The sequence below is a fragment of the Luteibacter sp. P4_E6 genome (genome assembly GCF_056401535.1).
Genome location: NZ_JBFUJE010000172.1, coordinates 1 through 7,696, shown reverse-complemented (window position 1 = coordinate 7,696; position 7,696 = coordinate 1). Strand labels below are relative to the sequence as shown.

Below are 7,696 nucleotides of genomic sequence, written 5' to 3'. Positions count from 1 at the left end.
CATCTGCACCTCGCCGAGGGTGGAGCGCAGGTCGGAGACAGACTGCAGGGCGGCATCGATGCGGTTGATCGTGTCGTTCGCGCCGTCGACCGTCTTGACGTTGGCGTCGGCGAGGGTCTGGGTCGTGCTGACCTTGTCGTCCTGTGCCGTGATGCCGAGGGCGGTCGCAGCAGCCGAGCCACTCGTCGTAACGGTGATCTCGGAAGCCGAGGAGAACTTCAGCGAGCCGTCCGTCGACACGTAGGCATTGATGCCCTTGCCCGACTTCGAGTTGATCGCGTCGGCCACATCCTGCATGGACTTGAACGAGCCGGTCAGGTCGAAGGAGTTGCCGCCGACCGTGAAGGACGCGTCGCCAGCGACGAGGTTGATGCTGGTGGCGGTTTTTGCGACAGCGGCGGTCGAAGCACCCGTGGCACCGGCGGCAACCGTTGCCGGCAGGACGAGCGTACCCTGAGCCGCGCCGCCGAAGGTGAGGGCGTTGCCCGCACCGCCCGTGACGGACAGTTCACCCGTGGTGCCATCGACGGAAGCGACGGTCGAGCCAGCGGCCTTGTTGATCGCGGTGGCAAGGTCGGAAACGCTGCCGTAGTTACCAGCCGCGACATTCACCACCGCGCCGGCGCCGACCTTGACGGTGAGGTCGCCAGCGGCAAGCGTCAGGCCCTTCGGGAAGGAAGCAGCGGCAAGCGAACCGGTGGCCAGCTGGCCGACCTGGTTGGCCTTCATGCCGCTGTTAAGGTTGACGTTGATGACTTCACCGACGTTCGCGCCGACCTGGAAGCTGAGGTTCTGGGCGGAGCCGTCCAGGACCTTCATGCCGTTGAAGTTGGTCTGCGTGGCGATACGGGTGACTTCCGACAGACGCTGCTGGACTTCGGCGTCGAGAGCCGAGCGGTCGCTGTCCGAGTTGGAAGCGTTGGTCGACTGAACGGCCAGCTCGCGGATGCGCTGCAAGTTGTTCGTGACTTCGTCGAGAGCCGATTCGGTCGTCTGCGAGAGCGAGATGCCGTCGTTGGCGTTCTGCACGGCGCGGTTGAGGCCGTTGATCTGCGTGGTCATGCGGGTCGAAATGGCGAGGCCGGCGGCGTCGTCCTTCGCGCTGTTGATGCGGTTACCCGACGACAGACGCTCGATAGCCGAGGCGAGCTTCGTCTGCGAAGCGCCCAGGTTACGCTGAGCGTTCAGCGACATGATGTTGGTGTTGATGGTCAGAGCCATGGGAATAATCCTTTGTAAGCGGAACCGAAATGCCGGAGGTTGTGCGGCGTAGTCCGGCGGGGTTCCGTAATGGAAGCCTTCCGCCTCAGAGAGGTTTACGGCACGCCGGGAAGAAACTTGAGAACTTTTTCTGCCTGTCAACAACTTTCTTGATCAGGGTCCGGAAGAAACTGCGCCCCAGGCTCTGTCGGGTTCCTTATCGGCACATGACGCCCGGGGTTTAGGCTTATTTTCAAGCCAGCTCAACCACAAGGTTGCTGGCCTCAGTCCCTCCAACAAAGCGGGCTCGGTGGGAGCCGATTCATCGGCGAATAGCAAATAAACCCGCGGCGCAGCCGCGACATCAAGGTTGCTAGCCTCACCCCCTCCAACAAAGCGGGCTCGGTGGGAGCCGATTCATCGGCGAATGGTGAATAAGCCCGCGGCGCAGCCGCGACATCGAGGTTGCTGGCCTCAGTCCCCCACCGAAGGAAGAGCTCGCCGATGAATCGGCTCCTACAAAGAGCGGAGCGGGCAGGCAACGAGCGGCCAAGAAAAAAGGCGGCCATCGGCCGCCCTCCTTTCCACATGTCGCGGTCTCTACTTCAGATAGTTGAACAACGACAGATTCTGCATCTTGACGTACGACTGCTGCGCCGCATCGAGGGCGGCCTGCTGCTGAGAGAACTTGCTGGCGGCACTCGCGACGTCCAGTTCCGTCAGATCCGACAGCGTGCTGGCGTATTGCAGCGACGTATCCGCGCTGATCTGCGTCTGCTGATCGAGGATGTTCATGCGGGCACCGATCTTGGTGCGCGTGTCGGTGAAACTCGTCTGTGCCTGGTCGAGGTTCTGCAGCTGCGCGTTGAGCTGATTGTTCATGCCCGCACCACCGCCCGGGGTTTCGAAGGCATTGATGATGCCGGCCACCGTCGAGAACACATCCTGTGACGAGGACGGCCCGACAGCGAACGAGTCACCCGTGGCTGGCGTGCCGGTGACATTGAGCTGGGCACCCTTGAAATTGATCGTACCGCTGGCGCCCGAATACGTGCCTGTCGAAAGCRCCGGGCCAGTGGGATTCGTCGCGTCGTGTATTTCATAGGTCGTGGGCGAGGTGAAGTTCACCGTGTAGCTACCCCCATCCCATTGCGATGCATCCGTCACCGACGTCGCGCCGACCACCGCGGTACCGGTATTGGTCGCGCCAGCCGATGTCACAAAGGTGCCGTTGCCGCCACGGATCGACATGAAGACATCGGAACCGCTGTCGCCCGTGGCGACCTGCAGGCCCGCCGCGGCCGCCACCATGCGCTGGTTCTGGTCGCCGCCATAGCTGACGCTGAGATCGGACTGGGTAAACGGCTGGGTGGAAGTACGGCTACCGGCGAAAAGGTACTCGCCCTGCCCGTCCTTCGTGTTGCCCAGGGCCACGAGCTGGCCGAGCGTCTGGCGGAGCTCGGTGGCGATGGACTGTCGCGACTCGTCGGTCTGCGTGCCGTTCATGCCTTCCAGGGTGAGCGTGCGGATGCGGTCGAGGATATCGCCCGCTGACGAAATGGTGCTCTCCTCGGCCGAAAGCTTTGTATTCGCCGACTGGATATTGCGCGTGTACTGGTCGTTCTGCGCACTGGCCGAACTGACGTCGACCGCTCGGGCCGCCGCCGCAGGATTGTCCGCAGGCGTCTGGATAGCCTTGCCGTTGCCGAGCGCGAGCTGGGTCTGCGACAGGTCGTACTGGCGATCCAGCATCGTGTTGACGGATTGCTGCGCGCTCCAGGATGTCGAAATACGCATAATCAGCCCTGCACTGCGGTTAGAAGGGAGTTGAAGATCGTGTTGGCGGTGTTGATCACCTGCGCTGCAGCCGCGTACGACTGTTGGAAACGCAGGAGATTGGCCGCTTCTTCGTCCATGTTCACGCCGGACAGGCTCTGCTGTGACGCCGTCGCCTGATCGAGAATGCTTTGCTGCGCCGTCAGCGCGGTGTTCGCCTGTGAACCGGCCGTGCCCACCTGGGCGATCAACTGGCTATAGGCCTTACCCACCGTCGTCACGCCGTTGTCGAGCACACCCTTGGTGGCGACGTTGGCCATGGCGAGTGCGTTGCCGTTATCGCCGCTGGCCGAACCCGCCGGTTTTACCGAGAACGTGTCGTTAGCGGCAGGCGCGCCCGTCAGCTTTAGCGTCCAGCCCGGTCCGGTGATGGTGTCGCCGTCCGCGTAAGTCTGCGGGGCGCCGCCATTGATGGAATAGGTCGTCGGCGAGGTGAACGTAATCGTGGCTGGGGTGTTGAACGCTGGATTCGTGACATCCGTGACCGTGAGGTTGCCGAGTACGCCCTTTCCGGTGTTTCCCGCGCCCTTGGTGGCAGCCAGCGGGCCGGATGCGGCGATTTTGTTGGTATCGCTGACGGCCACGGCCATCGTCGAGGCCGCGTTGCGCGTCGGCTGGATCTGGAAGCTGTCGCCTGCGGAGGCACCTGCGCCAACGGTGACCTTCAGGCCGCCGACCACAAAGGGATCCGCGGCCGTGCCCGTGCCCGTCATGGGAACGGTCACACCGGCCGTCGTGGTCGCCGACCAGTTGGTGCCGTCGTACCGCATGATGTAGTCGGAAGCATCGAGCTTCGAGACGTCGCTGACCGTGGCTGTCACCGAGCCGGTGCCCTTGTTCGTCGTGCTGTTGAACACGGCGGGGTCGGAAATGCTGAAGAAATCGCCGCCGGCGGCACCATTCAGATCGATGCCCTGCGCGCTCTGCTTGTTGAAGGCGTCCGTCATCGCGATGGCCGCGCGGCCGAGCTGGTTGCGCGCCGGGTCCAATACGTTGGTGCGGAAATCGAAGGTCGCGCCGAGCGAACCCGAACCCAGCTGGTTGCTGATCACCGAGCCGCCGGGGCCGACGACTTCCAGCCGTGACGCGTCGTACTGGTTGTTCGCCGTGCTCAACGTGGTGGCGTTGGTGCCGCTGACCAGCGGCTGGCCGTTGCCCACCGAGACCGTATACATGTGATCGGTGTTCTGGGTGACGTTCACACCGACGATCTGCGACAGCTGGGCCACCGCCTGGTCACGTGCGTCCAACAGGTCGTTCGGTACCGCACCGCCGGCATAACCCTTCCCGATCTGGCTGTTCAGATCAGCGATGCTCTTGGCCAGCGAATTGATGCTGTCCACGGCGGCGCTGATCTGCTGGTTGGTCTGCTGGTCGAGTTGCTGGAACTGCGAAGAAAGCGACTTGAACGTCGCGACCAGCGTGTTCGCCTTGCCGATCATGGCCTGGCGGCTGGCCGTGTCGATCGGCGCATTGGCCACGTCGCTCACGGAACCGAAGAATCCGTCGAGCGCCGTCTGCAGGTTTGCCGAGCCGCTCACGGCATTGTTTACCGAGGCAGTGAGGTTGGCATACTGCGACGCGCGGCTCTGCCCGGAGTTCGCCGACCACACCGACTGGGTCAGGAACTGGCTGTACGCACGCTGCACACTGATCGCGTCGGCACCCTGGCCGACGTAATACCCGCCGCTGTACTGAGGCGCCCGTGCATTGAATGTCGTCGTCTGCCGCGTATAGCCCGCGGTATTGACGTTGCTGATGTTGTGACCAACGGTGGCTAGGCCCACTTGCGAGGCAAGCAGTCCGGATACACCGGTGGAGAGCAGATCGGCCATCGTCTATTCCTTCGTTTAACTCGTCGTGGGCCCGTGCTTACAGATCGCCTGCGACTTGCTTGAGCGCTGCGAGCGCCTGCTTCATCACTGGCCCGTTGGCGATATCGGTGAGCTTCTGCGCGTAGCTGGGGTCGGTGGCATAGCCACCATTGGTCAGCGCATGCGCGAAGCCGGCGATATCGTCGCCACGGCCGACAGCACTCGCGAAGCGCGGGCTGCTGGCGACCATGTTTGCGTAATCCTTGAACGAGTCCGAGGGGGAGTCGTAGGCGCGGAAGCTATCCTTCTTGCGCACGGCGACACCGTTTTCGTACTCGAGGGTGGGGACGTTGACCCGCTTGCCGTCCCAGCTGCTGCCAGCCTTGATGCCGAACATGTTGTTGCTCGCCGTGGTGCCTTGCGCCGGCATGTGCTTGCCCCAGCCCGTCTCGAGGGCCGCCTGGGCGAGCAGAGCGCGCACGGAGACGCCGAGCTTCTTCGCCGCCTCGATCGCGTGGGGCGCGAGCTTCTGTACGAAATCTTCGGGACTGGTAATGGACATCTTGCCCACGGCGCTGGCCACCGCGTTCGCGCCGTCGCCGACTGCCTGCCCCGCCTTACCGAGCAGGTGTTCGAGCGAGTCCATGAGACCGCTGTCCTGGTCCGACTTGGACGAGACGGCATCGGCCGTCGTGGCATCACCGGTCACACCGGTGAATAGCCCGTTGTCGGCCGAGTCGGACTTGGTTGACGGTGTCCCACCGAGCTGCCGCATCAGCATGTCGGCGATACCGATGCCCTTGCCTTGCGACAGTGTCACCGACAACTGGTGATCGAACATGTCGCGATACGAGTTGGCGGCCTGCGAGCCCATCATGTCGTCGCCCAGCGCGGAACTGGCGTCGCGCATGGACTTCAGCATCATCTGCGTGAAGATCGATTCGAACTGTTTGGCAACCGTCGGCAGCGCTGCCTTGGAGTTCTGCTGTGCGGCCGCGCGCAGGCCGGCAAACCCGGACATGTCCGAGTAAGTGCCAAGCTTCTGTGCGTCGACCGTGCTTGCCATGTCAGATGACCACCAGTTCCGCGTGCAGGGCGCCGGATTCCTTCAACGCCTGCAGGATCGAGATGAGATCGCTCGGCGATGCGCCAACCTGGTTCACCGCGCGCACGATAGCGTCGAGGCTGGTGCCCGGACCGAACTTGAACATGTGGCCGCCGTCTTCGCTCACGGCCACCTGGCTGCTCGGCACGACGGCCGTCTGGCCACGCGAGAACGCATTCGGCTGGCTGACCTGCGGTTGCTCGCTGATCGTGACCTGGATGGAACCGTGAGCCACGGCGGCCGCGCCAACCTTGACATCGGAACCGATCACGACCGTACCGGTACGCGAGTTCACGATGATCCGCGCCGGCGCATCACCCGGAGTGACTTCCAGTGCCTGGATGGTCGAGAGCCACGAGACGCGCTGCGACGGATCCAACGGCGCACGTACGGCGACCGAACCAGAATCCATGGCGTTGGCCGTGCCCGAGCCAAAGCTGCGATTCACCGCCTCCGCGATACGGGCGGCGGTGGTGAAGTCGGCGGTGTTGAGATTGAGCATGAGGTCGCCGCCCTTGTCGAAGGAGGACGCCACGCTGCGCTCGATGCTGGCGCCGCCCGGAATGCGGCCGCTGGCGGAAATGTTGACCTGCACACTGGAGCCACTCTTGCCCTGCGCACTCACGCCGCCCACGATGACGCTACCCTGTGCGATGGCGTAAATGTTGCCATCGGCACCCTTCAGCGGCGACATGAGGAGTTCGCCGCCGCGAATGCTCTTCGCATTGCCGATCGACGCGACGGTAACGTCGATGCGCTGACCCGGCTTGGCAAACGGCGGCAGCTCAGCCGTGATCGTCACGGCCGCGGCATTCTTCAGCTGCGGACGCACGTTCGCCGGCACGGTCACGCCGAACTGCTGGAGCATGTTCTCCAGGCTCTGGGTGGTAAAGGGAGCCTGGCTGGTCTGGTCACCGCTGCCGTCGAGGCCGACGACAAGGCCGTATCCGATCAACTGATTGGTGCGCACGCCGCCAACCTGGACCAGGTCGCGGATGCGATCGGCCTGCGCCGGAACGATGGCGCCGAGGGCCAGCACAGCCACGGCCGTGCGGACGACGCTGCGAACGCGGAGTGCGAAGGTCGTCATCAGAACGGCATCCACTTCGAGTCGAAGAAGCGCGACAGCCAGCCGCGCGTATTCGAATCGGCCAGCGTGCCCTTGCCGACGTATTCGATACGGGCGTCAGCTACGCGGCTGGACGGGACGATATTGTCGTTGCCGATATCCTGGGCGCGAACGATGCCGGAGATACGCACCAACTCCTCACCCTGGTTGATCGTGAGCCACTTCTCACCGCGCACGATGAGCGCGCCGTTGGAGAGACGCTGTGCCACGGTGACCGTGATCTGGCCGGTCAGCGCGTTGCTCTGGCTCGAAGAACCATCGCCGGCGAACGAGTTGTCGCTTTCCAGCGTGCTGTTCGCCGTGTTGCCACCGATCTTCAGCCCATGGCCGAGGATCGTGGGAGCGGTGATGTTGTTGCCGTTCTTCTTGCTGGTGGCCGTCGTGGCCTTCTTGCTGGCCTGCGTGCTTTCCACCAGCGAGATGGTCAGGATGTCGCCCACACGATGCGCGCGCGGATCGGAGAACAGTTCCAGCGACGTCTGGTCGGCGTAGATCGAGCCGGTCGCCTGCGGTGCGGCCGTCTGTTCGGGCGGCAGCGTGGCGGTGTACATCGGCTTCGGCGTCGGCGGCACGATCGCGCRGCCCGTGAGGGCGGCGAACGGCAGCGCGGCG

6 protein-coding genes are annotated in these 7,696 nt (G+C 63.9%); all 6 read right to left on the bottom strand.

Annotation, left to right across the window (positions count from 1 at the left end; translation table 11 throughout):
* The coding region (locus AC1DT2_RS11875; protein WP_477296388.1) for a flagellin N-terminal helical domain-containing protein at positions 1–1,221 on the bottom strand (1,221 nt) is incomplete at its 3' end.
* Between the two features lie 579 nt (positions 1,222–1,800).
* On the bottom strand, positions 1,801–2,997 hold the full coding sequence (gene flgL / locus AC1DT2_RS11870; RefSeq protein WP_477296387.1) for a flagellar hook-associated protein FlgL: 1,197 nt from the start codon (positions 2,995–2,997) through the stop codon (positions 1,801–1,803).
* A 2-nt stretch (positions 2,998–2,999) separates the two neighbouring features.
* Positions 3,000–4,871, bottom strand: coding sequence for a flagellar hook-associated protein FlgK (flgK, locus tag AC1DT2_RS11865; RefSeq protein ID WP_477296386.1), 1,872 nt, complete (start codon positions 4,869–4,871; stop codon positions 3,000–3,002).
* Positions 4,872–4,908: 37 nt separating this feature from the next.
* Complete coding sequence (gene flgJ / locus AC1DT2_RS11860; protein WP_477296385.1) at positions 4,909–5,916, bottom strand: flagellar assembly peptidoglycan hydrolase FlgJ; 1,008 nt, start codon at positions 5,914–5,916, stop codon at positions 4,909–4,911.
* Position 5,917: 1 nt separating this feature from the next.
* Positions 5,918–7,045 carry a flagellar basal body P-ring protein FlgI gene (locus AC1DT2_RS11855; RefSeq protein ID WP_477296383.1) on the bottom strand — a complete coding sequence of 376 codons (1,128 nt, stop codon included), beginning with the start codon at positions 7,043–7,045 and terminating at the stop codon, positions 5,918–5,920.
* Positions 7,045–7,696: flagellar basal body L-ring protein FlgH (gene flgH / locus AC1DT2_RS11850; protein WP_477296382.1), on the bottom strand; the 652-nt coding region annotated here is incomplete at its 5' end. The genes flgH and AC1DT2_RS11855, both read right to left, overlap by 1 nt.

Excerpts from the sequence above, each read along its gene's own strand:
- flgK (WP_477296386.1), bottom strand. The coding sequence starts at position 4,871 with ATGGCCGATCTGCTCTCCACCGGTGTATCCGGACTGCTTGCCTCGCAA.
- flgJ (WP_477296385.1), bottom strand. The coding sequence starts at position 5,916 with ATGGCAAGCACGGTCGACGCACAGAAGCTTGGCACTTACTCGGACATG.
- AC1DT2_RS11855 (WP_477296383.1), bottom strand. The coding sequence starts at position 7,045 with ATGACGACCTTCGCACTCCGCGTTCGCAGCGTCGTCCGCACGGCCGTG.